The following is a 25200-nucleotide window of genomic DNA, read 5'->3' as shown; positions in this document are numbered from 1 at the left end:
AAGTATGGTGTGGGTGGGCAAAATGGACATTCACTAATTCACACAAATTAAGGCGAATTCCACAAATCAAATGCTTGCAAAACAACACAAAACTCGCTTTTCTTTGTGAGCAAACTGTACAAAGTTACATGCTTCTTTTTACATTTTAAAACCGCGCTTTATTCATGTATAAATAGTTACAAAGAGGTAATTACTTTACACTTTTCAGCAACAAATGCACTATTTATTGATACAAATGGTGCATTTATTTACACAATAGAAAAAAGGGATTTTTTACACAAAAATTCAAAAAGTACAACTCCAAAAATCGGATATCTTTTGCACTAAAACTGACAGGCTAGCCGCCGCGCCGTCCTTGTGGTTGCGGTAAATTAAACGATGCCGATAAAATAATTGAAAATGGTTAGTCAATAAAATCCGTCATTAAATCAATTATTTTTTTACTACGCAAAAAGACTGCGCAGTGGCTGTTTTATTTTGTATCATCAAAAAGATAATAATGATCATGGAAAAAGAAAAGATCAGCAACAACAACTTAAAAGACCTGGGTATTAATGACGTGGATATATTGGTAAGCTTTGGCCGCGTGGCATCGGGCTTATTGAAAAACGAGGTAATGAGCAAAACCGATATACTGGTCAACCTGGAAGCTTTAATTAACGACCCTACACCTTACTTGTTTAACAACGATGGCAAATTTAAAAACCTTGCCGAAAATGTTATCGCTTTGCGTAAACAGGGCCGTTTTTTAAAACAGCTACAGGACGAGTTTAAGCTAAAAGAGACAGTTACCGATTTTCCGGTTTGGGGAGCAGAGCATATTCATGCAGGCGCAATGGCCCAAATGCGTTCGGCTGTGCAGTTGCCGGTTGCTGTTGCAGGCGCTTTAATGCCCGATGCCCATCAAGGCTATGGCCTGCCTATTGGCGGTGTGCTGGCTACAACAGCCAATACCATTATACCTTTCGCGGTGGGCGTGGATATTGCCTGCCGGATGTGCCTGAGCATTTTTGATTTACCTGCCCAAATGATAGATACCGAAACGGATAAATTAAAAACCATGCTGGGCGACCATACCTTTTTTGGCATGGGATGTACTACAAAATCGCATTTTGACAGCTCATTGTTTGATAGCAATACCTGGGGTGAAACCAGGGTGATCCGTTCGTTAAAAAACAAGGCTTACGCGCAGTTGGGTACCAGCGGAACAGGTAACCATTTTGTGGAGTGGGGCGAGCTAAGCATTGCCGATGGTGTTTTGGACGGGATACCAGCCGGTAATTACCTGGCTTTGTTGTCGCACTCCGGTTCGCGGGGCTTTGGGGGTAGCGTGGCCAATCATTATTCTAAAATAGCCATGGACAAAGCCAGGCTGCCTGCCGAAGCCAAACACCTGGCCTGGCTGGATTTGGATAAGGATGAGGGACAGGAATACTGGATTGCCATGAACCTGGCCGGCGAGTATGCCAGCGCCAACCACCACGAGATACATAACAAAATAGCCCGTGCGCTTAACCAGCAACCCGTTATGATGATTGAAAACCACCATAATTTTGCCTGGAAAGAAAAGCTGGCCGATGGTACCGACGTAATGGTTCACCGTAAAGGGGCAACGCCGGCAGGCGAAGGTGTGTTGGGTATCATCCCCGGATCTATGAGTACGCCCGGTTTTGTGGTACGTGGTAAAGGCGATGCGGCCAGCATCAACTCGGCATCGCACGGCGCGGGCCGGTTAATGAGCCGGAGCGCGGCTTTTAAAACACTTGATAAAGCAGCCATTGCCGCCAACCTAATTGATAAACGCATCACCCTGATGGGGAGCGATATGGACGAAGCCCCGATGGCCTACAAGGATATCCACACTGTAATGGCCGCCCAAAGCGACCTGGTTGAGGTGCTGGCCAAATTTGAGCCAAGGATTGTAAGGATGGCCGATGCAAGGGAGAAACCCGAGGATTGATGCATATCCTGTACATTTATTAACAAATTAATTCCTAAACCTGCGTTGGTTCGTTTTACGGGCCAGCGCTAATTTTATTTATGATGAAACCTATCCCATCAACTGCCGAAATATTGGCTTACAAAGTACTTAACAGAAGTGTTGACAAAACATTTATCAACTGGGCTGTCGACATGTTGACAGCGGGGTTTGATGCGGAATACGTAGTGGAACTCGCGGGCGCGAGTCTTAACGATAATCAGTTTGAATTGCAGGCATTAGCGACAAAGGCTCTAATGGAATTAGGTTTAGGTTACAATGATAAAAACCAAATCATTAAGAACTATGCACATTATCTAATAGGCTTGGCCTTAAGTGAAAGCATCGCCACGTTAAAGGCGTTACGTATTCTGCGCAAAATTTATATCGAACTGGGCTATGAGAGCTATCTTTATGATTTTGATTCTTTATGTTCGGCTAAAGAAGACTTGGCGGATGGTGAAATGCAGTGGTATTGGGTTGGTGCAGATAGTACAAATATCGATTCTGTCATTCACGATTACTTTGTTCAATGGCTGTTACAAAATCCTGTTAAGTGAGTCCAGCCCGTTTATTGTAGATTGACTTTTGTAAGCCGGAAAGCCATATTATTTAATACTATTTTTTTCTTCCTAACCCTATTGTAAATGAGCTATTTTGTGCTTAACTTCATACTACCAATTTCAAATAAACCAAACATACAGGAGAAGTCGTCATGAAGAAAAATGTCACTGTAGTTAATCAGCCCGAGAAGGCGGAGGCTACAAAATCTGAATCAGTACCCTGCCAAAGTTTTAACCCCAAAATGTATCGCGATCATACGCGTTGCGACCATTCGCATGGGCGGGTTAATAAGTTTCCGTTCGGCAGCAGCCACGGACCGTTATCGTTTTAGAGAGAATTTTATAACGACCTCTTTGCGCAGGCAGGCCACCCCTTGGCCTGTGTGTTTAAGGGTGCACACTTAGTGCTTAAAAAGTATGCGCCCTTAAATTTTTAGCCTTAAGCTCTAAGTCAGAAAAGAATTGACTTAACTTTTGATTATACACTTTAATACTATTAAGCGGGCTGCCTTTCATCGAAACCTTCAAATTCTACATCAACAAGAATAAATTGACTTAGAACTTAAGGCTTAAGACTTAGCCCTAATTCCCTCCAACCGGATCGGGCTTAGCCGGACTGGCCGGATCATAAACCGCCACCCCTACCCTCGAATCGGCGCAGCCATAGTACAGGTACCATTTCTTTTTAAAGTAAGCCATCCCCTCAATAAACACCGTTCCGTTAACATACTGCCCGCTTTTTTCGAAGGGTTCCATCGGCCGCAAAAAAGGCAGATCAAGCCGGGTGATGTTCTTCGCCGGGTCTTTACTATCAAACAAGGCCTGCCCCGCGCAGTACGAGTTTGGGTTAAACCTGGTATCCCGGCCTTCGGCAGGTTTGTTTTTGCCGTTATAAAATAAGATGATGCCCTTATCGGTCATCAACGCGGGCGGGCCGCACTCGGTAAGGTCGCTGTCAAAATAGCCTGGGCGTGGCGATATTAGTTGTTTCAATTCCATGTTTTTATCTACCACAGGTGCCCAGTCAACCAAATTGGTTGATGTTGCTGCATATACATGCTGCTCGCCCCAATACAGCCAGTATTTCCCGTTTATTTTAATGATCACCTGTTTGCCATTCACTACTTTGGTGAGTATCGATGCCGATTTACTGGCGATGTTAAAAAATTGGCCATGATAAGCCTTTTCAAAAATAGGCCCGTGCTTTTTCCAGTGGATAAGGTCGGTTGAAGTAGCCACACCCAGGCGGGGCAGTTTACGGTTCCATTCGGTATAAAACACAACGTAAGTGCCACCTGCGGTAACGGCCACTCGCGGGTCTTCACAGCCACCGGGCCATTCATAGGGTTTGGCCGCATCGTTGGCCGGGTAAAGCACCGGGGCTTTTCGCCTGGCAAAATGCAAACCGTCGCTGCTTTCGGCATAGCCCAGCCGCGATGTGCGGAAACCAATGCCAATACCAAACTTATCTTCGGCACGGTATAAAACCACCACCTTGCCATTTTTAACTGCCGCGCCCGGGTTAAAAGTATCGTTAGCCTCCCAGGCTACGGGCTTTTTGCTCATCGGGTCAATAAACGTGAGGCTGGTATCGGGCGAAATAATAGGGTTCAACTTTGCCGGGCGTGCAAAACCGCCAAAAGCCCAGTCGGGCAGCACATTGGTTGTAGTCTGCCCAAAACATGCCTGGCTTAACAGCAACAACACAAAAGCCCTGGCTATTTTAAAAATTGGTTTCATAAACGGATTATATTGGTTTACAATAGTACGGGGTATTGCGGGGAATAAAAATTAAATGTTTGAGGGGATAGCTAATGGGTAATCTTGATGTGTATGGTTTTATTGAAGCATTGGCTTTGAACGCCGGCTAATACTCACCCCGGCTACGCTATGCTGGCCGACCCTCTCTCCGGCTTACGCCGCAAAGAGGGTGAACATCATTTTTGTTTTATTGCCCCTCTATGCGACGCAGTCGGAGAGAGGGGCAGACGGGCGTAGCCTCGTCGGGGTGAGTCGCCGCCGCCATACTAAATGCACCATTCACAGCCACTAATAAAATCACATTTCACAACTTTCCCTCCCCCACTACGCAAAAAGACTGCGCACTCTCCTCCTTACTTTGTATCCTGTTACAAAACATCAATAAATAATTATACATTAAGCGCAGCTATCAATTTATGTTACTCACTATATCCACCACCCATTTCCCGGCCGATGATCTGAGCTTTTTGCTGCACAAGCATCCGGCGAAGATCCAGTCTGTCGATATTTCTTCGGGCAAGGCCCATATATTTTATCCGGAGGTAAGCGCGCAAAAATGTACTGCCGCTTTGCTGCTTGATATAGATCCTGTAGGGCTGGTACGCAGCGCAGGCCCAAAAGGTAACGATTTTGCACTGGAGCAATACGTGAACGACAGGCCTTATGTAGCCAGTTCGTTCATGAGCGCAGCCATTGCCAAGGCTTATTCATCGGCCCTTAACGGCCGTTGTAAAGACAAGCCCGAACTGGTTGATATAGCCATGCCCTTTACCGCAAAGCTGGCCGTATTGCCTGTTAAGGGAGGCGAAGTACTATTGAAAGCGCTTTTTGAACCTTTGGGATATACCATTAATGCGGTACAGCATCCACTGGATACAACGTACCCTGATTGGGGCAATAGCCGTTATTTTACAGTGGAGTTAAACAACCAGGTAACGCTACAGCAATTGTTATCGCAGCTGTATGTGTTAATCCCGGTATGTGATAATGATAAGCACTATTGGGTAAACCAGGAAGAAATAGAAAAGTTGCTGGCCAAAGGCAAGGGCTGGCTGGAAACACATCCCGCAAGGGAACTCATCGTTCGCCGGTACATGAAAGGCCAGCGTTCACTGGCAAACCAAACACTGGATGTGTTACTGAGTAAAGATCAGGCTGACCCCGATGCTGCTGAAATTGAAACCCCCGGAATAAATGATGCGGAAGAGCCGCAGTTGCGCATTCATGACCTGCGCTTACTGGCTGCTAAACATGAATTACTATCTATAGGCGCCAAACGAGTGGTTGATTTGGGTTGTGGCGAGGGCCGCCTCATAAAGCTGTTATTAGCCGAAAAGCAATTTGAGTTTGTTTTGGGGATGGATGTAAGCTACCGCTCGCTGGAAATTGCCAAAGAAAGGCTGAAGCTGGACCGGATGACCGAAAGACAGCTGCAAAGGGTGCAGCTGATCCAGGGCTCATTAACCTACCGCGATAAACGCCTGCAAGGCTTTGACGGTGCTGCCCTGGTAGAAGTAATTGAACACCTGGACGAGCAGCGTTTAACCGCGCTGGAAATATCGGTGTTTGGATATGCCAAACCAGAAATGGTAGTAATAACCACGCCCAACGCCGAATATAACGTACGCTTTGCCAATCATGAAGCAGGTAAAATGCGCCATAACGATCATCGCTTTGAATGGACAAGGCCCGAATTTGAAGCATGGGCAAACCGGGTGGCCGCACAGTTTGGCTACACCGTATCATTTAAACCCGTTGGCGAGGTTGATCCCGAGGTAGGTGCATTAAGCCAGATGGCGGTATTTAAGCAAGAGGAAAGTGGGTTATAACCCAAAAAGAAAGAAACAATGTCAAGAGATAAAAATATAAAAATACCCGAATTGGCTTTAGTAGTGCTGATAGGTGCAACCGGCTCGGGGAAATCGAGCTTTGCCCGGAAGCATTTTAAACCAACGGAAATCATATCGTCAGATACCTGCCGCGGCATGGTGAGCGATGACGAAAATAACCAGGCTGCATCGGCAGATGCTTTTGCGCTGGCAAGGTACATTACCGGCCTGCGTTTAAAAAACGGCATGCTTACGGTGATAGACGCTACCAACGTACAGGAAGAAGCACGCCGCGACTGGGTGAAACTGGCCAAAGAGTACCATTGCCTGCCGGTGGCCATCATCCTGAACATGCCCGAAAAAGTTTGCGCCACCAGGAACGCTCTGCGGCCCGACCGTAATTTTGGCGCTCATGTTATCCCGCAGCATATCTCGCAGTTAAAGCGCAGTTTTAAAAAGCTGAAGTATGAAGGTTTTCGCAATATCATCGAATTACGGTCGCCAGAGGAGGTGGATGCCATAACCGGCATCGTCCGCGACCCATTGTATAATAACAAAAAGCACGAAAACGGTCCGCTGGATATTATAGGTGATATACATGGATGCTATGACGAACTGGTAATGCTGTTGGGCAAATTAGGTTATGTAAACAATACAGAAACCTGGGTGCATCCCGAAGGCAGAAAAGCCGTATTTGCAGGCGACCTGGTTGACCGAGGCCCAAAAACGCCCGAAGTGTTAAAATTGGTAATGGCGATGACAGCAGCCGGCACGGCTTACTGCGTACCCGGCAACCACGATGTTAAACTGATGCGCTGGCTTAATGGTAAAAATGTACAGGCTAAACACGGCTTAGAAAAATCAATTGAGCAGTTGAGCACGGAAACACCTGAGTTTAAGAATAAGGTTAGCAAATTCATTGATGACTTGATAAGCCATTACGTATTTGACGATGGCAAACTGGTGGTTGCCCATGCGGGATTAAAAGAAAGCATGCAGGGCCGGGGATCTGGCGCAGTACGCGAGTTTTGTTTATATGGCGATACAACGGGCGAGATAGATGAATTTGGTTTACCCGTAAGGCTTAACTGGGCTGCCGAATACACCGGCAAGGCCATGGTGGTTTACGGGCATACACCTGTACCGCTGGCGCAATGGTTAAACAACACCATCGATATTGATACCGGCTGCGTATTTGGCGGTTCGCTTACAGCGTTGCGTTATCCCGAACGGGAACTGGTTGCTGTAAAGGCCAAGGAGGTTTACTGCGAACCGGCAAAGCCTTTAAACTATGTTAAGCCCTCGACAGAAAGCTTAACCCTGCAACAGGAAAACGACCAGGTGCTGGATATTGCCGATTTTATGGGGAAACAAATTGTAGAAACACGGCTGGGCAACAATATCACCATCAGGGAAGAGAATGCCATTGCAGCTTTGGAAGTGATGAGCCGCTTTGCTATCAACCCAAAATGGCTCATTTATTTGCCGCCAACCATGAGCCCAAGCAAAACCAGCATTTTGGATGACTACCTGGAGTTCCCGACCGAGGCTTTTGATTATTACCAGGCTGCAGAAATTGGCCAGGTAGTTTGCCAGGAAAAACATATGGGGTCAAGGGCAGTGGTTATTGTGGGTAAAAACGAGGCTGCTATCAGCAAAGCCTTTGGCATCAGCAATGAGGGTATTGGTACTATTTATACCCGTACAGGCCGGGCCTTTTTTAATGATAAAAATACCGAACAGGCTTTATTGAGCAGGCTGAATGAGGCGTTGATAAATTCGGAATTTTACGAGCGTTTTGATACCGATTGGGTTTGTCTGGATACCGAACTAATGCCCTGGAGCGCCAAAGCGCAGGCTTTATTGCAAACGCAGTATGCTGCTGTGGGTACCGCCGCCACGCATGCTTTAGCCGAAGTGACCGACGCTTTAAAGCAACTGGCCGCCAGAGATGCCAATGGCGAAACTCTTTTGGCCGAATACGGTGAAAGGCAACAGGAGGCAGAACAATTCACTGCCGCCTACCAACGCTATTGCTGGCCGGTAAACAGTTTGGACGATTACAAGCTGGCGCCCTTCCACATCATGGCATCCGAAGGCAAGTTATGGACGGACGAAAACCATGAGTGGCATATGGAGCAGATTGCGAAAATCTGCACGCATGACCCGGCCATATTACTGGCAACGCCTTACAAGGTTGTAAACCTGAATGATGCTGCCAGCATAAACGGGGCAACAGAATGGTGGTTAGCTTTAACAGCTAAAGGCGGCGAGGGCATGGTAGTTAAGCCCTATCATTTTATCGAAAAAGATAAAAAGGGACTGATACAGCCAGCTATCAAAATACGGGGCAGGGAATACCTGCGCATTATTTACGGCCCGGAATATACCGCGCCCGAAAATATGGAACGGCTAAAATCACGTGGGCTAAACGCCAAACGGGGCCTGGCCCTGCGCGAGTTTTTACTCGGCGTTGAAGGACTGCAGCGTTTTACCGATAAGGAGCCGTTAAGGCGTGTGCACCAGTGCGTGTTTGGTGTACTGGCCATGGAAAGCGAGCCGGTTGACCCAAGGTTGTAATTTTTTGTAGAGACGCACAATTGCGTCTCCCGCGTTTAAGTGTAAGATTTGCAATTGAGACTGTCCTGCGGGAGACGCAATTATGCGTCTCTACATTTGAAAAATATTTTAACATGAAACAAACCATCCTCCAAAAACTGCTCGAACTGGAGCAGTCGGAAAATATAAAAATCCTGTACGCCTGCGAATCGGGCAGCCGGGCATGGGGCTTTGCCTCGCCCGATAGTGATTTTGATGTACGGTTTATCTACTCCCGCCCTGCCAACGATTATTTGAGCATTGTTGAAATGCCCGATGTGGTTGGCCTGCCGGTTAACGAGGTATTGGACATAGGCGGCTGGGATTTAAAGAAAACGTTAAAGCTGTTCATGAAATCAAATGCGCCTTTGTACGAGTGGCTGCAATCGCCGATAGTATACCGGCAGGATGATGCTTTTGTTGATGAACTGCGCAGTTTGATGCCAGGCTATTTTTCCTTAAGATCTGCCGGAAACCACTATTTATCTATGGCGCACAACACCCTTCGGGATGATTTGCAGGGCAAAGAGATAAAACTTAAGCGATATTTTTACGCATTGCGCCCGGCGCTTGCCTGCCGGTGGATAGTGGAGAAACAAACCGTACCGCCCATGGAATTTGATAAGCTGCGGGTATTGCTAACCGAGAATAAAATACAGGATGCAATAAACGGGTTATTGGCACAAAAACAAATGGCCGATGAAAAGGCGATGATAAAGCCGGTTGATCTGTTAAACGAATGGCTGGCTGATACACTGAATAGATGCAAAGAGCAACTACAACAATTTACATCAGAACAGCAACCGGCGCAGCCATTAAATGAGTTGTTCAGGAGGCATATACAATGATGGACTACAAGGAATTAAAACTACGCAAAGAACTTATCCTGCTGGATTGTGTAAGCGGCAGTACCGCGTATAACCTCAACGTGGCCGGGTCGGACGTGGACAAGAAGGGCATCTTCATGATGCCGCAAAAACAACTATACGGGTTTGAACGGCAGGAGCAGATAGCCAATGCCACCAATGATGAGGTTTATTTTGAGGTAGGCCGGTTTCTTGATCTGCTGGTTAAAAATAATCCCAATATCCTGGAGCTGCTAAACACCCCGGCCGAACATGTATTGTACCGCCATCCGCTGATGGATTTAGTTAAACCTGTCGATTTTTTATCAAAACTGTGTATGGATACCTTTGCCGGTTATGCGCAAACACAAATAAAAAAGGCGCAGGGCCTCAACAAAAAAATAAACCGGCCGATGGATAGCAACCGTAAATCGGTATTGGATTTTTGCTATGTGATACACAACAACGGCAGTATCCCGCTAAAGGAATGGCTCAGGGAAAATAGCTACACCCAGGAGCAATGCGGCCTTATTAACCTGGACCATTTCAGGAATGTATATTTGTTATACCATCAAAACCAGCTGACAGAAGGCCGGTTAAAAGGGCTTATCTCTGGCGCCGGGGCTGATGATGTACAGCTAAGCCAGGTACCCAAGGGGATTGAAAACCTGGCAGTGATGAATTTTAATAAAGACAGCTATTCCATTTACTGCCGGGAATATAAGGAGTACCAGGAGTGGGAAGATAAACGGAACGATTTACGCTACCAAAGCACGTTGGCACACGGCAAAAGCTACGATGCCAAAAATATGATGCACACCTTCCGGTTGCTCAATATGGCCGAAGAAATAGCTGTACATCAAGAGTTAATAGTAAAACGCCACGACCGTGATTTTTTACTCAAAATCCGCAACGGCGATTTTGAGTTTGACGAGCTGATGAAAATGGTGGAAGAAAAAATGGAAAGCGTAAAAGCGGCCTATGAAACATCAGCCCTGCCCGAAAGGCCTGATGTGGGTAATGCCGGATTGCTTTTGGTGCAGATAAGGGAAGCTTTTTATACAGGCTGAGTTTAATAAAAAAGTACGGTTCTATAACGCTTTGTATGGGCAACGTCTATGTGGCTACAGATCAGTTTCTAAAGATATTTTTTGTTGACACATCGGTGCTTGTTCAACACGACTTAGAGGCGTAGCGTCGGCCAATCTTGTAGCCACGGGTTAAAACCCGTGGAAAAAAACGGAGAAAAAGATGGCGAGCCGTAGGTTCGATCCATATGGGCAACACGTATATATATCGTTTGGACAAATTGAAAATATCTGGATTTACACCCGAATATGTGCCGTGCCGATGGCACTCTTGTTGTGCTTTGGCCAATAGTCCACGGGTTGAAACCCGTGGCTACAAGATGTGTCGGGCCGATGGCCCTTAGGAAGGGTTATTTATAAACTAATTGAAATCGAACAACCCATACAAAGCGTTATAGAACGAGATCAAATCATTATTTTACCGAATTCAAAAATATGGCTATAGATTTTTACGACTTGTTGGATGCAAATAAAAAAAAGGTGTTATTTGAAATCAGCCAGGATGATTTTGATGAAATTGAATTTGTTTTTTCGCACCTCAGGAAAAAAACAGGCATGTATATAGATCCTTACGGCAAAGGCAGAATTTACAGGAACCATGTTGAACTGCTTGTTTCTTTTATGACTGAAAGCATGAAAGAATCGGCTTCGAACAAGAGAAAAATCCTGTCTGAAACTATACTAAAGTTTAAAACCGTTGATGAGGGATTTTTAACGGAAGGCGATTAACCTGCCTAACTAATGCGCACACTACCTTTCAACGCCCATTTTTCCAGCTTGTTCACCAGGTCATCCAGTTTAAATGGCTTGCTTATATAATCGTCCATACCTGCATCCATACAAATTTGCAGGTCGGTTTGCAGTGCGTTTGCTGTCATCGCAATAATAAAAGGACGTTCGGGGAAACGTTTTTTTATTATTCGCGTGGCTTCCAGGCCATCCATTTTGGGCATTTGCACATCCATCAAAATAACGTCGAATATTTTCTTATTAACCAGCTCCAGGGCTTCCAATCCATCGGCGGCCAATTCGGCTTCATACCCCAGTTTACTCAAAACCTTCATAATTAATTTCTGGTTCATCTGGTTGTCTTCGGCAACCAAAATATGCAATGGGTACCTTTCCGAGAAATTATCAGGCAGTTTATGTTTAACGGCATCAGTTGGCACCGGCTCGTTTCCGGGCCCGTTTACATGCCTGGCAAGCTCTTTTATAATATGCTTGTATAAATTATTTTGTTTGGCAGGTTTGGTCAATATCGCACAAAAAAGACCGGGATTATCTTTATGGAAAATATAGCTTATCGAACTTAAAAGCATTATCGGCAAATCGGGATATTTAGCCCGTATTAAATTGGCAAGCTCTATCCCATCCATAAACGGCATTTGCATATCGGTAATAACCAGTTTAAAATCGTGCTGCTGCGATAAAATATCAAGGGCCTGCTCGCCCGAATTGGCTACCACCGGGCTTAACTGCCATTGCTCCATCTGGCCTTTTAAAATCCGGCAATTGGTATCGTTATCATCAACAATCAAAATTCCGCTTTTTTCAAAACCATTCATACTATGGTTTATTTGCACGGCATCTTGCAGCAAACTCCTTTGCGTATGAATATTAAACCTGAAAGTACTCCCTTTATCAATTTCACTCTCCACGCTAATTTTACCGCCCATTAGCTTCACCAGCTGCTCGCTTATAACCAAGCCAAGGCCGGTACCACCATACTGGCGGGTGGTTGATGAATCGACCTGCGAAAACGCTTTAAATAACCGGTGCAGCTTGTCGGCAGAAATACCAATGCCGGTATCTTTTATCTCGAAGCTTAATTCGATGTGATTATCCTCTGACGTACTGAGCAAATGTACAGCTACATAAATTTCACCTTTTTTTGTAAACTTGATAGCGTTACTTATTAAGTTGATCAGGATCTGGCGAAGCCTTAAACCATCGCCAATAATTTGCGCCGGTACATCATAGTCAATCTGGTAAACCAAATCGAGCTTTAAGTGGGCTGCTTTTAAAGCAAAAACATCAAAAACTTCTTCAATACAGGTGCGCAGGCTAAAATCCTTTTCCTCCAGTTCCATATTGCCCGATTCTATTTTAGAAAAATCTAAAATGTCGTTAATAACTGCCAGCAGGTCTTCGCCACAGGTTTGTATAGATTCGGTAAAGGTTAACTGTTCTTCATTCAACGGTGTTTCGGCAAGTAAAGAGGCCATCCCTATTACCCCATTCATGGGTGTACGAATCTCGTGGCTCATGGTAGCTAAAAATATACTTTTGGCCCGGTTGGCTTCCTCGGCTTCAAGTGCTAATTTTTTCTCCACCTCTATTGCCCGTGCCAGTTGTTCGGTACGTTCTTTTACCTGGCGCTCAAGCTCGGCCTTTTGATTTAATATGGCACGCGTACGGATAACATAAAATGCCGGGCCGCTTATCATAAAAGTTAAAGCTACAATTAGCTTAAACCACCAGGTGAGCCAAAAAGGGGGTGCAATATAAATAGTGATAGCCGTGCCTTTGTTGTTCCATTTACCATCGTTATTTGATGCCTTAACCCTGAATGTATATGTACCCGGATCAAGATTGGTATAGGTGGCAGTTCGCTTATTGCCAACATAGTTCCAGTCTTTATCAAAGTTTTCCAGCTTATAAGCATATTGGTTTTTTTCGGGGATGATATAATTCAGGGCCGCAAACTCAAAGGTAAGTACCGAGTGTTTATAGGAAAGGTTTATCGAGCTTGTTTCGCTGATATCTTTTTGGAGCAGCGAATTTTTATCGGCGGTGCTTACCTGTTTGTTAAAAACCTGCAGCCCGGTAACATAAACCGGAGGAATAAAGTCATTATCTTTCAAACTATCCGGGTAAAAGGTGCTAAATCCGTTTACGCCTCCAAAAAACATTTCCCCATCGGCAGTTTGAAAACAGGAGTGCCCTTTAAATTCATCGCCCTGCAATCCGTCAGAAATACCATAGTTCCTGATGACTTTAGTTTTGGGGTTAAACCGTGAAATACCCTTGTTGGTGCTCAACCAAAAGTTGCCTTTACGATCTTTCAAAATCGTATAGATCACGTTATTAGGCAAGCCCTCCCTTTCGGTGTATATGGTAAATGTTTGGCGGCGCTTGTTCAGCAGGTTAAGGCCGCCGCCGTTGGTACCTACCCATATATCGCCGTCATCAGTCTCGGTAACCGATTCGACAGTATTATTTGATAAACTGTGTTTGTCCTCCTCATTGTGCCGGTAATGCGTAAAGCGCCCGGTTTTGGGGTTTAACATATCCAGGCCGTTATCGGTACCTATCCACATATTGCCCTGCTTATCCTGGTATACAGTGGGGACAATATTGCTGCTTATACTGTTATTGTCCTGCGGGTTATTCCTGTATTGTGTAAAGCGGCCGGTTTTTACGTTAAAATAATTAAGCCCCCCTTTCCAGGTGCCCAGCCATATGTTACCATCATAGTCTTTATACACGTTGTTGATATCTGAAAGGGACAGGCTATGCGGGTTATTTGCCTGCGGCATGTGATGTATAAAAGTACCCTTTGTCTTATCAAACAAATCAAACCCGCCGATGTGGTAGCCAATACCGATAGTGTTTTTATCTATCGGCACTATGGCCATCGGGTAATTATCACTTATAGTGTTGGAGTTATTATCATTATGCAGGTAGTGCACAAAGGTTTTTTTCTTCCTGTTAAATAAATTCAGGCCTCCCCCATCGGTGCCAATCCAAATATTTTCATCACTGCCATCACCCGATATGGCCAGCACATTATTGTTGCTCAGGCTATTTGAATTATTGGCGTTTTGGCTATAAGAGGTAAATTTATTGCCAAACGCCGGCAAAAAGTTAACCCCACCCGAGTAAGTGCCTATCCATATATTTCCTGTATCATCCTTATATAAACAATAAACAGAGTTACTGCTAAGGCTGTAAGGGTCATTTGCGTCAAACTTGTAGCCAACAAACTTATTGGCCGGATAGTCCAGCACACTTATGCCGCCATTTTCGGTCCCTATCCACAGCTTCCCGTTGTGTTCGAGTATCGAAAGGATGTCGTTATGGCAAATACTATTGCTGTTATTTGGATCGTGTTTAAAATTTATAAACGAGTTGCTGGCGGGGTTATATAACGCAAGCCCACCGCCGTGTGTACCTACCCAAATATTGCCTTTGCTATCTTTATAAACTGTTTTTATCCAACTGGCTCCTATGCTGCTGTTATTTGCCGCATCATGAAAATAACCAATAAACTTACCGTTTTGGGGATTAAAATGATACAGCCCGTCATCAGTTCCTATCCATAGCCAGCCATTATTATCTTCGGTAACCTGGTATATAAAATCGTTAATTATATTGTTTCTTTTATCTGCATGTGTGAATTTTTTAAAGGAACCATTTGCAGCATTAAACAGGTATAAGCCTTTACTGGTGCCCAGCCACATCCTTTTTTTGCTATCCAAAAAAACAGACATAACTGCAAAACTTGATTGATTGGAGTAATGGATAAACGTATTGGTAGCCCGATCAAATCTATCAAGCCCGCTTTCGGTTCCAATCCATAAATTGTGGGAACTATCTTCCGTTATCGATTGTACATAATTATCAATAATAGTTGTCTTGTTATTCTGGTCGTGCTTATAATGGGTAAATTTATAGCCATCGTATTTATTAAGGCCATCTTCGGTTCCAAACCACATAAAGCCACGGCTATCTTTTAGAATGGTTACTACATGACTTTGGGAAAGGCCTTGGTTTGTGCTTAACTGTTTAAATTTAAGGGCGGGTGTTTGCGAATATGATACTCCGGCAAAAAGTTGGTACAAACAGAAAATAAAAAGAAATATTCGACTCATTTTGTTGTGTTAATACTTTTTATTGCAGCATCATTTTAAGTTAGTTTGGCGTATACTCATACGGGATTTAAATCGAATAGTTTCATATAGTGTAATATAAAACCATTTATTTAACTTGCTAATTGTTTAATTTACAAGCCATTTAAGTAATCTCTTGTTAAAAATTTCGGCTAAAGAAAAGTCACGACGCGATGTAACTGAATATCGCGCAATCAGACGTAACCTCATTTAAGATTCCCGGTACTGGTATAATATGGTTGCGGTCTGAAGAAACGCAATGATTTTCGCAGGGAGAGGCCGACCTGCTTTATGATATAATTGAAGTCTAAATAAACTGCAGTTTTTCTTCCTCCAGGTCAAGGTATAACAGGTGCCGACGGATGATTTCTTCGTCGATGTTCACATCCTCCTTATTCTTGTTGATCAGCCATTTCCTTTGCAGGTTCAGCACATCGCGGTAAACGGATTTAGATTCTTCTGTCATCAATAAACCATCAGCTGATTGATCGTTATTTTGCCACTTAAGTGCCATTTGCTGAAGCATTGGCTGCCTGCTCACTTGCTCGCAGCAGTTTGAATTTAAATATAGCAGCGCATGCTGGTTTAGCTGTTTCCTGATATCGTTGTAAACCTCTTCGTCGGGTGCCACTTCATCGGGGTCGGGTAAATTCAGTTTCCTGATCAGGTAAGGCAAGGTTAAACCCTGCAGCAATAAGGTGGTTAATATGACTATAAATGTGATGAACAAAATAAGGTTCCGTTGCGGAAACGCCGATCCGTTGGCCAGGTAAACCGGTATGGATAAAGCTGATGCCAATGACACAACGCCACGCATACCCGACCAGCCAATCAAAAAAGGAAGCTTAAAACCAGGATTTCTACTATCGGCAACAGTTATAAAATTCCGGGCTACCAGGGTAACCAGCACGGCCGCGAAGGCTGATAAAATGCGCCCGGCAATTAAAACCCCGGTTACCAATAAACCATAACCAATAGCTGTAGCAATGGACACACGTTCGAGCCCGGCCGTAATCTGGGGCAAATCGAGCCCGATGATCATAAATACCAATCCATTGAGCACAAAGCTAAGGCTGTCCCAAACGTTTAAACCACCCAGCCTTGAACTACTGCTCAGGTAACGCAGCCGGTAATTGGATAGCAGCAGACCGCCACTTACTACAGCCAGCACGCCCGAGCTATGAACGGCCTCGGCAGCTATGTACATGATATAGGGCGTTAACAGGGATAATGCAATATCTGTATTGGTATCAGTTGGCAGGTATTTATGTGTTTTCATAAACATGTAGCCTATAATAAGGCCGATGCCTGTACCGCCTGCCAGCATCCACACAAAGCTTAAAGCGGCCTGATGCCAAACAAAACTGCCGGTTGCCACCGCTATCAGCGCAAAGCGAAAAATGATGAGCGAGGATGCATCATTTAAAAGGCTTTCGCCCTCTAAAACATAAGATAGTCGCTTGGGTACCTTTACAAATTTTAAAATAGCCCCCACGCTTACCGCATCCGGAGGCGAAACTATTGCACCTAACAAAAAGCCGAGGGCCAGCGTAAAGCCGGGGATAAAATAATTAACAACCAATGCTACTGCCAGGGCAGTAAAAAATACAACCAGGAAGGCAAAGCTTCCGATGATCCGTCGCCAGTGCCAAAGTTCTTTCCATGAAATATGCCATGCAGCATCATATAATAAGGGAGGGAGGAACAAAATAAAAATCAATTCCGATTCGATATGCAATGTAGGCAGGCCCGGGATAAAACTGATGCCCAAGCCGGCCAATACCAGCAAAACAGGGTAGGCAACTTTTATTTTCCTGCTCAGCATGATCAATAATAATATCACGATAACCAGGCATAAATAAAAAGGAAAATCGTCCAGCATTTGTACAGGAATTAAACTACAGCCTAATTTATAAAAAAAGCGGATGTAATTACAAATCTGTTTACCGTATAGAAATTAAAATAAATAGACATTGTAGTTATTGTTCCAACCTCCCTTTAGCTAAATGCGATCAAGAGACCTAGCCTTAATAAACGTTGTGCAGTCATTTTGAAATTCGTCACAACGATCAATCAATATGGCGGCCCCTCCGGAGTTTACCATCGTTTTAACAATTCTATAAATATCCTGCCCTCCCTGGGGGCCAATGCCTGCCAAATGAAAAACAATATTATTTGTCCACGATAATGTGGTATAAAGTGAGAGGAGTCTTCTCAAAGTGTTGTCTACAGTTTTTACCTTAGTTTGCGGAGTAATCCCTTCTGTTCCATAGATATTTTTATAAACCGGATTAGCCTTGTTAGCATATTTATTGTGATAGCTATCAATTGTAGTGGGAAAGAAGCGGTATCGAAAATAAGACTCTTCAAAATCTGCAACAAATTGCAATGGTGAAACAATTTCAACATTATCGTTTACAGCCTCTCCAGTAAGCATTTTGACTATCTCCAACTTAAGCGGATAAAAAAACTCTCCTTCTGGGATTCTAATAATAACAATTTCGCCGTTTGCCAAAGAAAACGACGGCACTAAAAAGTTATTTATTATTTGCTCTGAAAATCGAAGTAGCATCAAAAGTCGGGTTAATTACCTGTCTTATAAACCTTTTTAATCCACAATTAGTATCTGCAAATTATTCTGAAATTTATTAAACCCGACATCGAAAATCCTATTTCCGAAATCCCCCTAAACCTTCTCGCCAAACGCAAGGTCGCCGGCATCGCCCAGGCCGGGTACAATATAGGCTTTGCTGGTCATTTCCTCATCAATGGCACATACCCATAGTTTGGCTTTGGGCAGGTTAGCACGTACATGCGCTATGCCTACCGTGCTGGCAATTACGGCGGCTATGTGCAGCTCTTTAATGTTATATTGCGCCATCAGCTCCTTACAAACAGATACCAGGCTTTGGCCGGTGGCCAGCATGGTATCGCACAGGATGAGGACTTTACCGTCCAGATTCGGGGTCGAGATATGGTCTACCTGGATCAGGAACGATCCTCCCCTTTTTACCTTACGATAGGCGGTTATAAATGCCGATTCGGATTGATCGAAAAAATGCATAAAACCCTGGTGAAATGGCAGCCCGGCCCGCAGGATGGTACCTAACACGGGCTGGTCGGCAGGAGTATTGATGTTGGCTATGCCCAAAGGGGTTTGTACTTCTTTGGGTTGGTAATGCAGGGTTTTACTCAGCTCATAGGCCAAAATTTCGCCCAGTTTTTCCTGGTTGCGCCTAAAGCGGGCCTTATCCTGCTGAATTTCCGTATCGCGCAATTCGGCCAAAAACTGGTTGGCAATAGTGTTGGTTTTGTTGAGGACGAAAATCATGTTTAAATTTAAGTTATTTTGAATGAAAACCGGTTGATTTATTTTGGCGTAAGTGTTTTGTAACAAAGTGTTTAATTTAAAAACGGGTTGTGGCTTTGTACCGGCCGCCATTGAATTTTTAAAACCATTGGGCAGCTAAAACTCAATCACAACATAAAGCGGTTAAATCCCGTAAAAAGCTGTATGTTTAGTTTCAAGAATACAACGTCTAAAATCAACCTTAAACACTAACCAAAAACCCATTTTGTGAGCGAATTGGCTTAAAATTTATGAAATTTTACTCTTTCAGATTAGTCGTCACTTATTTTATTTTAATATCATGTTTCTTTTCCCTTGCCTGTAATAAGGCGCAACCGGTAAACGATACCAACAAAACTGTTTACATTAAAAATGAAAACGGCAGATATACCTTATACCGCCAAGGCCAGCCTTTTTTAGTAAAAGGGGCATCAGGCTATACTAATCTTAAACGTTTAAAAGAAGCGGGGGGCAATACCATCAGGGTTTGGGACACCGTACACCTGGCTAATATATTAGATTCGGCACAGGCCAACAATTTAGCGGTAATAGTAGGTTTGCCGATGCCGCCCAGCCTGAGCATGGATGAGTTTTACAATACCCCGCAGGCGCTTGTTTTTACAAAAAAAATTACCGCCCTAATTAATAAATATAAAAACCATCCGGCGCTTTTGTGCTGGTGCCTGGGTAACGAACTTACATTCCCTTACCGCCCCCGTTTTAACCAGTTTTACACTGTTTTTAATAACCTTGTTGATATTATTCACCATAATGACCCACAGCATCCGGTTACTACAACTGTGATGAGTTTCCAAAAACCAAACATATTTAATATCAGGTACCGTACAAAAATTGATTTTATATCTTTCAATATTTTTGGTTCGATACAAACTTTAAAACAGGACCTGCAGGATTTTAAATGGCTTTGGAGCGGTCCGTTTTTAATAACCGAGTGGTCTGTTGAAGGCCCCTGGGTGGCAGCCAGCCAAAATGTATGGGGTGCATATGTAGAAAATACCAGTACAAAAAAAGCAGAACAATATTTAGCCACCTATCGTAACTATATGCCGGTTGATAACCCGCGATTTTTAGGTTCGATGGTTTTTTATTGGGGGCAAAAACAGGAGCTTACACCAACCTGGTTTAGCCTTTTTGATGAGCATGGCGGGCAAACCGAAATAGTTAACACCATGCAATACTTGTGGACGGGCAAAAAACCGCCTGTAAAAGCGCCGGATATAAAATACATGCTGGTGGAGAATAAAGGCGGGCGCGATAATATTTTGCTTAGCCCCAAAACCACCTCTTTCGCTATTGCATATATGAATGAGCCTGGCACTGCTAAACTAACTTATAAATGGCAGCTGTTTGCCGAGGATTGGTTTAAGCCGAATGGCACTTTCAGAGATAAGCCGCTAAAGGATATCAAAAACGCAATTACAGAAAATAACGGGCCGATAGTTAAATTTAAAGTACCTGAAACCGAGGGTCCATATCGCTTATACGTGTATGTTTATAACAATAACGGCTATTTTGCAACTGCTAATGTCCCTTTTTATGTGCTGTATAATCCATGAATAGTAGTAATATAAAACCACCTTCAAAAAAGCAGCTGCTTAATTTAAGGCTGATGATAGTGATAGGGCTGGCCTGCATGTTTTTTTTCATGTATAGCTTGCTTCACGAATCGGTTATTGGTTATAAGCCCCTTTACTGGTTACTTATTGTAACATTTGTTTATACCTTTTTTAAAGTAATTTATGAGTGGTACCACTATTGGTCTATCAGCGTACCGGCTACGCCGCCGGTTACCAGGCAATATACGGTAGATGTTTTTACAACATTTTGCGCGGGCGAGCCCTACGAAATGATTTTAGAAACGCTTACCGCCATACAAAATATAACATACCCGCATCAAACTTACTTATGCGATGAGGCCGACGATCCGTACCTGAAGTCGGTGTGCCAGGAATTGGGGGTACACCACGTTACCCGTATTAAAAAAATAAATGCCAAGGCAGGTAATATCAATAATGCTTTGGCGCAATCATCAGGCGAGTTGTGCCTGGTGCTTGATCCCGACCATGTACCTTTCCCCGAATTTCTTGATCCTATTGTGGCGCATTTTGATAATCCCGAAATAGGATATGTGCAGGTAGTACAGGCGTATTATAACCAACGCATTGGCTGGATTGCAAAGGGTGCGGCGCAACAAACCTACCATTTTTACGGCCCAATGATGATGTGCATGAACAGCTATGGTACCGCCCAGGCTATCGGTGCCAATTGTACCTTCAGGCGTACCGCGCTGGAGTCAATAGGCGGCCATGCCGCGGGACTGGCCGAGGATATGCATACCGCCATGCAATTGCACGCCAAACAATGGAAATCTGTTTATGTGCCGCAGGTACTTGCCCGCGGCCTGGTGCCTGCTACCTTATCAGCTTATTATAAGCAGCAAATAAAATGGTCGCGCGGGGTTTTCGAACTACTGGTTACTTCATATGTAAAGCTGTTTACAAAATTTACCTGGCGGCAAAAAATTCATTACGGGTTGCTGCCCCTTTTTTACTTATCGGGTTTTATATTTTTAATCAATTTTTCTATCCCCGTTTTATCGCTGTTCATGGATGTGTATCCGTTAAAAATGGACTTTTCGGAATTTTTGGTCATCAGCATTCCTTTTATTACATCGGTTGTTTTAATACGGCACTTTGTGCAGGAATGGGTAATGGAGGATAACGAAAGGGGCTTCCATTTAGTGGGCGGGCTGTTACTCATCGGCACCTGGTGGATTTTTATATTAGGTTTTGTATACACCATCATCCGAAAAAATGTTCCGTACATCCCGACCCCTAAAGATGTTAAGGACGAGAAAAATTTAAAAAACAACCTGCCTAACATTGGCGTGCTGGTGGTGTCACTGGCGGCCATAGCTTATGGCCTTTATACCGACTGGAGCCCGTTTACATTTTTCATGTCGGCAATTGCGTTGTTGAATTGCATGTTTATGGTATTTATGCTGATAGCCAGTTCTGAGCTTAAGCTACAGATGTATTTGGGCAACCATAGCACCATGTTCAATATTGCAAGTAACGTAAAAACCGGAAAAAAATATTTTTGGCTGCTAAGACGAAAGATTTATACCGGCGTACGAAAAGTAAGCATGATACTTACGGTACTTGTTATCTGCATCAGCATTTACGTATCAAGTAAGGGTAACGATGATGATGCCGGCATGGGTAATATCAACTTTGAAGGAGTGCATAACGGCGAAAACTCCATTATTAAAAATACTACCACCGATACCGCCGGTTTATGGCAAGTTGTTAATCAAAACAGGTTGTACGCCCCCGTTGCAAGGCCGGCTGCATCTACAGATAGCGTTAAAGCCGAAAACGACAGGCTTGCCGAAGTGAAGAACATCCTGTTAAATCCCCGTGTATTTACGGATGTTCAGGGCGTTATTTATCCAAAGGGCCACTATTGGTATAAAAACATATCGCCGCTCACAAAAAATATAATCGTCAATGATTTTGACGAGATGCGTAAGGCTGGTGTAAATACCGTAAAAATATACGGGCCCAATATTTACGATCACTCTACTTTTGATGCTGCCGCGCAACATGGGCTTAAAATTCATTATAGTTTTTGGATACCCGATGCCCAAAACTTTATTGATGACGCTGACAATTTAAACGACGTAGCCTCGCTCATTTTAAAAACCGTAAATAAAAACAAAACCAATACCAGTATCACCGCCTGGAATTTGGCCAATTACAGCTACCAGCAATTAAACCGTTTTTATCATGCGCCGCAATTATTTTACGCCCAGTACCGCTACATCAGGTGGTTAAAACATTTGATTAACGATATTAAACTTGCAGATCCGGCACGGCCCGTAACGTTTGATGTATTGTCGGTACCTGAATTGGCAACCACCGTAAATTTACTGCACGCCCAAATACCAGCCATAGATGCTTTTGGCCTTATTGTTAAGGATAAGCAATCGTTAAAATATGTTACCACCGGTATCGGCGCCCCTTACTTTATGAGTAATGTAAATCCAAAAGGTTTACAAAAAGCCGTATGGCCGCGAACAGGTGTTTTTTATGCCAGTTGGCAGGACCAGCAAAGCGGTTCGGTTACCACTTTTGACGGGTTGAAAGATGTATGGGGGCGCAACAAGCCTTATTTGTATCAAATAAGCGCAACCTGGCACGGTAAAATACCTGGTAATGATTTACCACCGGTAAGAATTTTAAGACCTGCATTAACAACTACCACAGGCGCCTTATTGCCATATAGCGCGTTGGTATATGCGTATGATAAATGGAATATTGCCACTTTTTTAAAAACCAACCTGCGTTTTGAATGGTACCTGGTTAAAACCAATGCGCTTGGCACAGCTACTAATATGAGCAAAGTTGGCGAAGGCCCCACCGTTTATGTTAATATACCGCCAAATAACAACAGCTACCGTTTATACATGGTGGCTGTAAACGGCACCAATGTTAATGATGATTATGTTACATTAAATACTCCACTTAAAAATTAACAACCTTGAAAAGTACCCGTTCAAAACGTTATTTATTTATTGGTTTGGGCATTGTATTGCTGGCGGTGGCGCTCTGGCTGCTTAACCCGCTGTATCGCTCCTATTATCTTAACATTTATTACCCGGCCGATGATCGTTTACTTGCCGTTTTTAACGCTGACAATCCGGGCAGCGATTTGCAGCCGGGTAGCGTGGTGGCATATAAGGCAGTTTGGCGAAACAACGCGCTATGGTCGGACAAGGGGGATATTGAAAATGAACTGGCAAAACACAATGTAATGTTAACTGTTGAAACCTGGCTATCGGGCGTAAACTATAATACTGATGTTTTAATAGAGTTAAAAAAGGGGAAATTTGACGACCAGATACGCGAATTAGCATCCATCATTGTAAAAGCACCACACCAGGCATACATCCGTTGGAACCCGGATATGGAGGTGCCCACAAATTTTTATCCCTGGCAATATCAATCGCCGGCATCGTACATTACCGCTTTCAATTATTTTGCAAAAAAGCTAAAGCAGTATGCGCCCAACGCTAAAGTAGTGTGGAGCCCATCCGGCTATCCTGGCGATACCGAATATTGGCCCGGAAGCAAAAATGTTGATTATGTAAGCATCACCCTTGGCAGCCCATCTGAATATAGCCTTAATTATTTCCCGATGGTGAAAACACCACAGGAGATGATGAGGCAGAAATTGCACCGCATGCGGTTTATTAATAAGCCGGTTTTAATTGTGGATGTTTGGAATATTACCAAAGGCGCTTTCAATGCATCGTGGCTGGCCGAGGAGAAGGCCTACATTAACAAATACCGACAAACGGTATATTCGGATAGCAATTACGCCGATAGCTGCAAAACAAAGCCCATCAGGAAAGTACTCCAGGTTGGCGTTTTCGATCCGAATAAACGATTGCTTAATCAAAAAGCCATCAGCGTTGAACATTTATTTACCGATTTGGGACAAGTAGAACGCGGCGAATTTAAAAAAAGCTTTTTGGAGGTTACCGGCCGCCACCATGATGTTATTGTTACTATGGAGCCCTGGAAAGATGTTGCCCACAAAGCGGATACGCTTACACTGGAGAGGATATTGAATGGTACATTTGACCAGCAGATCAAAAAATTATTCAGCATCATTTCGGCAACCAATCAAACGGTTTATTTGCGGTGGATGCACGAAATGGAGATCCCTATTCACCGATATGCATGGCAAAGCCAGGACCCGGTTACCTATATTGCTGCTTACCGTTATTTTATGCAGTTTAACGGCGGCCCGGGCAAAAATGTAAAAAAAGTTTGGGGCCCTGCGGGCGACAGGGGATCGGCTGATTTTTGGCCCGGCAGCGACGTGGTTGATTATATAAGTATTGCCATTTATGGGCTGCCCGATAAAAACATAACCGACCAGGATAAGCAGGAAGCCTTCAGCAACATCTTTAGCCGAAAGTATTTCCGGATGAGATTTTTGGATAGGCCTTTATTTATAACTGAGTTTGGCGTTAAAGGATCAGAGGATTTTCAGGACAAGTGGCTTGCCGACGCCGCCAAAACAATAAATGCCAATCCGCATGTTTTTGGCGTGTGCTACTTTAACTTGTATGATAACCCCAAAGCCTGGGGCAGCATTAAAGCCCCCGACTGGAGTATGACACCCAAATCTATGTCCAAATTTTGCAGCCTGTTGAAGCAGTAATGTAAAGCGGATATATTGACAGGCTATTGCCGGAAAACAGGC

The 25200-nt window shown here is 43.9% G+C and carries 16 protein-coding genes; 11 read left to right on the top strand and 5 right to left on the bottom strand.

Features of this window, described 5'->3' with window-relative positions:
• The first annotated feature begins 505 nt into the window (after positions 1–505).
• From AC1DV1_RS01810 to AC1DV1_RS01800, 3 genes are all read left to right on the top strand, one after another.
• On the top strand, positions 506–1960 hold the full coding sequence (locus AC1DV1_RS01810; protein ID WP_477354330.1) for an RtcB family protein: 1455 nt from the start codon (positions 506–508) through the stop codon (positions 1958–1960).
• An 80-nt stretch (positions 1961–2040) separates the two neighbouring features.
• The gene (locus AC1DV1_RS01805) at positions 2041–2538 is read left to right on the top strand and encodes a hypothetical protein (RefSeq protein ID WP_477354327.1); all 498 of its coding nucleotides are present in this window, start codon (positions 2041–2043) and stop codon (positions 2536–2538) included.
• A gap of 155 nt (positions 2539–2693) precedes the next feature.
• Complete coding sequence (locus tag AC1DV1_RS01800) at positions 2694–2873, top strand: hypothetical protein (protein WP_477354324.1); 180 nt, start codon at positions 2694–2696, stop codon at positions 2871–2873.
• A 250-nt stretch (positions 2874–3123) separates the two neighbouring features.
• Here the strand turns inward: AC1DV1_RS01800 and AC1DV1_RS01795 are convergent, their stop codons facing one another.
• The gene (locus tag AC1DV1_RS01795; protein ID WP_477354321.1) at positions 3124–4281 is read right to left on the bottom strand and encodes a glycoside hydrolase family 130 protein; all 1158 of its coding nucleotides are present in this window, start codon (positions 4279–4281) and stop codon (positions 3124–3126) included.
• Positions 4282–4718: 437 nt separating this feature from the next.
• Here AC1DV1_RS01795 and AC1DV1_RS01790 point away from each other — a divergent pair, with 437 nt between their 5' ends.
• The 5 genes from AC1DV1_RS01790 to AC1DV1_RS01770 all read left to right on the top strand — a co-directional run bounded on the left by AC1DV1_RS01790 (position 4719) and on the right by AC1DV1_RS01770 (position 11391).
• Complete coding sequence (locus AC1DV1_RS01790) at positions 4719–6131, top strand: 3' terminal RNA ribose 2'-O-methyltransferase Hen1 (RefSeq protein ID WP_477354318.1); 1413 nt, start codon at positions 4719–4721, stop codon at positions 6129–6131.
• Between the two features lie 18 nt (positions 6132–6149).
• Positions 6150–8711, top strand: coding sequence for a polynucleotide kinase-phosphatase (locus AC1DV1_RS01785; RefSeq protein ID WP_477354315.1), 2562 nt, complete (start codon positions 6150–6152; stop codon positions 8709–8711).
• Positions 8712–8824: 113 nt separating this feature from the next.
• Positions 8825–9577 carry a nucleotidyltransferase domain-containing protein gene (locus AC1DV1_RS01780; protein WP_477354312.1) on the top strand — a complete coding sequence of 251 codons (753 nt, stop codon included), beginning with the start codon at positions 8825–8827 and terminating at the stop codon, positions 9575–9577.
• Positions 9574–10644, top strand: coding sequence for a DNA polymerase beta superfamily protein (locus AC1DV1_RS01775; protein WP_477354309.1), 1071 nt, complete (start codon positions 9574–9576; stop codon positions 10642–10644). Before AC1DV1_RS01780 ends, AC1DV1_RS01775 begins: the two co-directional genes overlap by 4 nt.
• Positions 10645–11097: 453 nt before the next feature.
• Positions 11098–11391 (top strand): hypothetical protein, encoded by a 294-nt coding sequence (locus AC1DV1_RS01770; protein WP_477354306.1) that lies wholly within the window; start codon positions 11098–11100, stop codon positions 11389–11391.
• 5 nt (positions 11392–11396) lie between these two features.
• On the opposite strand, the gene AC1DV1_RS01765 is transcribed toward AC1DV1_RS01770, so the two are convergent.
• From AC1DV1_RS01765 to upp, 4 genes are all read right to left on the bottom strand, one after another.
• Positions 11397–15536: a two-component regulator propeller domain-containing protein gene (locus tag AC1DV1_RS01765; protein ID WP_477354303.1), complete on the bottom strand. Its 4140-nt coding sequence runs from the start codon at positions 15534–15536 to the stop codon at positions 11397–11399.
• A 325-nt stretch (positions 15537–15861) separates the two neighbouring features.
• Positions 15862–17436 (bottom strand): Na+/H+ antiporter, encoded by a 1575-nt coding sequence (locus AC1DV1_RS01760; RefSeq protein WP_477354300.1) that lies wholly within the window; start codon positions 17434–17436, stop codon positions 15862–15864.
• Between the two features lie 120 nt (positions 17437–17556).
• A complete protein-coding gene (locus AC1DV1_RS01755) occupies positions 17557–18126 on the bottom strand; it encodes a hypothetical protein (protein ID WP_477354297.1) in 570 nt (189 codons plus the stop codon).
• A 114-nt stretch (positions 18127–18240) separates the two neighbouring features.
• Entirely contained in the window at positions 18241–18885 is a 645-nt protein-coding gene (upp, locus tag AC1DV1_RS01750; protein ID WP_477354294.1) for a uracil phosphoribosyltransferase, read from the bottom strand.
• A gap of 269 nt (positions 18886–19154) precedes the next feature.
• On the opposite strand from upp, the gene AC1DV1_RS01745 reads away from it, so the two are divergent.
• The 3 genes from AC1DV1_RS01745 to AC1DV1_RS01735 are packed head-to-tail and all read left to right on the top strand — an operon-like array spanning position 19155 to position 25158.
• Positions 19155–20480, top strand: coding sequence for a glycoside hydrolase family 2 TIM barrel-domain containing protein (locus AC1DV1_RS01745; protein ID WP_477354291.1), 1326 nt, complete (start codon positions 19155–19157; stop codon positions 20478–20480).
• The gene (locus AC1DV1_RS01740; RefSeq protein WP_477354288.1) at positions 20477–23461 is read left to right on the top strand and encodes a glycosyltransferase family 2 protein; all 2985 of its coding nucleotides are present in this window, start codon (positions 20477–20479) and stop codon (positions 23459–23461) included. Before AC1DV1_RS01745 ends, AC1DV1_RS01740 begins: the two co-directional genes overlap by 4 nt.
• Before the next feature lie 5 nt (positions 23462–23466).
• Positions 23467–25158: a glycoside hydrolase family 26 protein gene (locus AC1DV1_RS01735; RefSeq protein ID WP_477354285.1), complete on the top strand. Its 1692-nt coding sequence runs from the start codon at positions 23467–23469 to the stop codon at positions 25156–25158.
• Positions 25159–25200 lie beyond the last annotated feature (42 nt).

The organism is Mucilaginibacter sp. P4_D1 (genome assembly GCF_056401935.1).
This window is presented reverse-complemented; position numbering and strand designations above follow the sequence as displayed.

What these genes read in the sequence shown, in the direction of transcription:
- AC1DV1_RS01775 (WP_477354309.1), top strand. Translation starts at nt 9,574, where the DNA reads ATGATGGACTACAAGGAATTAAAACTACGCAAAGAACTTATCCTGCTG.
- AC1DV1_RS01780 (WP_477354312.1), top strand. Translation starts at nt 8,825, where the DNA reads ATGAAACAAACCATCCTCCAAAAACTGCTCGAACTGGAGCAGTCGGAA.
- AC1DV1_RS01790 (WP_477354318.1), top strand. Translation starts at nt 4,719, where the DNA reads ATGTTACTCACTATATCCACCACCCATTTCCCGGCCGATGATCTGAGC.
- AC1DV1_RS01805 (WP_477354327.1), top strand. Translation starts at nt 2,041, where the DNA reads ATGATGAAACCTATCCCATCAACTGCCGAAATATTGGCTTACAAAGTA.
- AC1DV1_RS01755 (WP_477354297.1), bottom strand. Translation starts at nt 18,126, where the DNA reads ATGCTACTTCGATTTTCAGAGCAAATAATAAATAACTTTTTAGTGCCG.
- AC1DV1_RS01785 (WP_477354315.1), top strand. Translation starts at nt 6,150, where the DNA reads ATGTCAAGAGATAAAAATATAAAAATACCCGAATTGGCTTTAGTAGTG.
- AC1DV1_RS01745 (WP_477354291.1), top strand. Translation starts at nt 19,155, where the DNA reads ATGAAATTTTACTCTTTCAGATTAGTCGTCACTTATTTTATTTTAATA.
- upp (WP_477354294.1), bottom strand. Translation starts at nt 18,885, where the DNA reads ATGATTTTCGTCCTCAACAAAACCAACACTATTGCCAACCAGTTTTTG.
- AC1DV1_RS01740 (WP_477354288.1), top strand. Translation starts at nt 20,477, where the DNA reads ATGAATAGTAGTAATATAAAACCACCTTCAAAAAAGCAGCTGCTTAAT.
- AC1DV1_RS01795 (WP_477354321.1), bottom strand. Translation starts at nt 4,281, where the DNA reads ATGAAACCAATTTTTAAAATAGCCAGGGCTTTTGTGTTGTTGCTGTTA.
- AC1DV1_RS01765 (WP_477354303.1), bottom strand. Translation starts at nt 15,536, where the DNA reads ATGAGTCGAATATTTCTTTTTATTTTCTGTTTGTACCAACTTTTTGCC.
- AC1DV1_RS01810 (WP_477354330.1), top strand. Translation starts at nt 506, where the DNA reads ATGGAAAAAGAAAAGATCAGCAACAACAACTTAAAAGACCTGGGTATT.
- AC1DV1_RS01770 (WP_477354306.1), top strand. Translation starts at nt 11,098, where the DNA reads ATGGCTATAGATTTTTACGACTTGTTGGATGCAAATAAAAAAAAGGTG.
- AC1DV1_RS01760 (WP_477354300.1), bottom strand. Translation starts at nt 17,436, where the DNA reads ATGCTGGACGATTTTCCTTTTTATTTATGCCTGGTTATCGTGATATTA.
- AC1DV1_RS01800 (WP_477354324.1), top strand. Translation starts at nt 2,694, where the DNA reads ATGAAGAAAAATGTCACTGTAGTTAATCAGCCCGAGAAGGCGGAGGCT.